The following is a 2239-nucleotide window of genomic DNA, read 5'->3' as shown; positions in this document are numbered from 1 at the left end:
GCCCGCCACCTAACTGTCTACGCTTAAAGACTAAAGTTACCTTTAGTCCTCCAAGACTCGCTACGAGTGAATGGCTAGTTCTTACTCGACGGGAATCCCACCCGTTATATGATACGACCTAAGCTCGGCCGCACATGCGCCAATTGTTGAATAACACTATGTGAATGTAATATGTTGAACATTTAGTTTGGTAAATCTCTCATTCATTTTGAACAACCACCTAACAACCACAATCTATCTTGTGTTTACTAAAAAATTGAAAGTTAATGTAACATGAATATCAACAAGAAAATGATTCCTACCAACAGCGAACCTATTATTGTATGACGGAATGTTTCTCTATCATTTTTTATTACTTTGACTAAATCAACACAAATGATAAAGAATAGAATTGGTGGTATTAAAAATAAAGCAAACTGAAAAGCCATCTTGGTTATTTAGTTAAATTTTACTAAATAGTGGTTAGTAACCACAACTATCATCGTGGTGAATAAACGATTTTCATTATGTAATATCCACAGTTATTATCTTTTTATTAAACAACTGTGGTATTTTCATGGATGTTATAAGTTGAAATTACCTAATGCAGCAATGTCACACAAAAGAACCATCGCGGGATTACCATCAGCTGTTCCTATCAATACTGTTCCTCTCAACTCTTGAATAGTAAATTCATTACCGCTAAAAGCAACAGTACCACTCTTAAGTTGTACCCTGACTACTGATCCAATGGGAAAGACACTCAGTTAATACAACAATCGCATACAGTTATCTGCTTTATTTCTTCTTTCACCAATGTTTTACAACCACATGGTGAAGTTGACACTTTGTATCCAGACATTTAGGTCACCTCCTAACAATTAATACTCCATATTATGCTAGGAATAAATGGTTGTATGGGGATGTGTGTACTTATCTCAATGGGCATGTGTACAATTTCATTTTCTAGTCAAAAGTACAGAAGAAACAAAGTTATTTTGCATACAATTAATCATATAAGTTGATACCTTATATCCAGACATTAGGCTCCTCTCGAAAGTTTCGGGAGGAATCATAATTGCTATTAAGTCTTATAAAACTTGTATGTATTACCTAGTACATACATAAATAATTTGCATAACATAATGTACGGCCAACTACACTCATATAAACCTCCCTGGGCATGCCTCCTTTACTGATCGAAACAGGGAGGTTACATATTTTAAACGCTATATAACAAATATCCAATCTCCCAGTTTTATATTTGCATAAACATATAGTGTCGTATCTCCTTTTTTTCAAATAATGCCTCTCTACTTCCTCCGCGTCCACCGGTCAAGGATGAAGAGGTTTTATTTTTAAACGACTCCATGCTTATTATGTTTCCTAATCTATTAACGAAAATTTATTCTCATTTTCCAGAGCTCATCATAAGATAATAGATACTTAACCTTTCTATAAAGGAGCTAACTATATGGCTTTTGCATATGTTACAAATAATGATGACTTTACTGTCTCGGTCATAGATGTTAAAACTCATAGTGTGATTGCAACAGTGCAGGTTGAAGAAACTCTACAAAATGTTGCGTTTACTCCTGTCGGGAAGCTTGCTTATGTGGTGAATACTAGGTTTAGTAGTGATAATGGTACAATTCCCGTCATTGACGTAAAAACCCATTCTGTTATTGCGACTGTTTCAGTTGGGAATAATCCTTCTCTTGTTACGATTACTCCTGACGGAAAGCTTGCTTATGTCACTACTACTAGGGCTGTTTTAGTGATTGATGTGAAAACCAATTCTGTTATCGCATCTGTTCAAACTGCTATAAATATTGACTCTGTTGTATTTACAACTGATGGAAAGCTTGCCTATGTTGCAAATAGTGACGACCCTGATGGCACTGTTTTCGTCATTGATGTCAAAACACACTCTGTTATTGCTAATATTCCTGTTGGAATTAATGCTGACTTTGTCGCTTTAACCCCTGACGGAAAGTTTATTTACGTTATTAATGAGGACAGTACCAATGTTTCCGTCATTGATATTAAAACTCATTCTGTTATTGCCACTGTTCCTGTCGGGCAAGATCCAAGGTTTCTCGCATTTACTCCTAATTGTAGGGTAAGCGCCCAGCGCCTTGACGTATTTCTACGATAGGTTTCCAAACGCTCCCCTCCGAACCGTACGTGAGTCCGTCTAACAATCAGTTTTGTATCTCAATATTTCTTTTTCATTCTCTCGATATCAAGTTTTGTATCA

At 36.0% G+C, this 2239-nt stretch carries 1 protein-coding gene; it reads left to right on the top strand.

What is annotated here, in order from left to right; all coding sequences use genetic code 11:
• The first annotated feature begins 1453 nt into the window (after nt 1–1453).
• Nucleotides 1454–2137 (top strand): cytochrome D1 domain-containing protein, encoded by a 684-nt coding sequence (locus tag JM172_RS24170; protein WP_214484940.1) that lies wholly within the window; start codon nt 1454–1456, stop codon nt 2135–2137.
• Nucleotides 2138–2239 lie beyond the last annotated feature (102 nt).

Origin of the sequence: Bacillus sp. SM2101 (assembly GCF_018588585.1) — a bacterium.
GTDB classification, from domain to species: domain Bacteria; phylum Bacillota; class Bacilli; order Bacillales; family SM2101; genus Nanhaiella; species Nanhaiella sioensis.
This window is presented reverse-complemented; position numbering and strand designations above follow the sequence as displayed.

Coding starts and splice junctions, on each gene's coding strand:
- JM172_RS24170 (WP_214484940.1), top strand. CDS start 1,454: ATGGCTTTTGCATATGTTACAAATAATGATGACTTTACTGTCTCGGTC.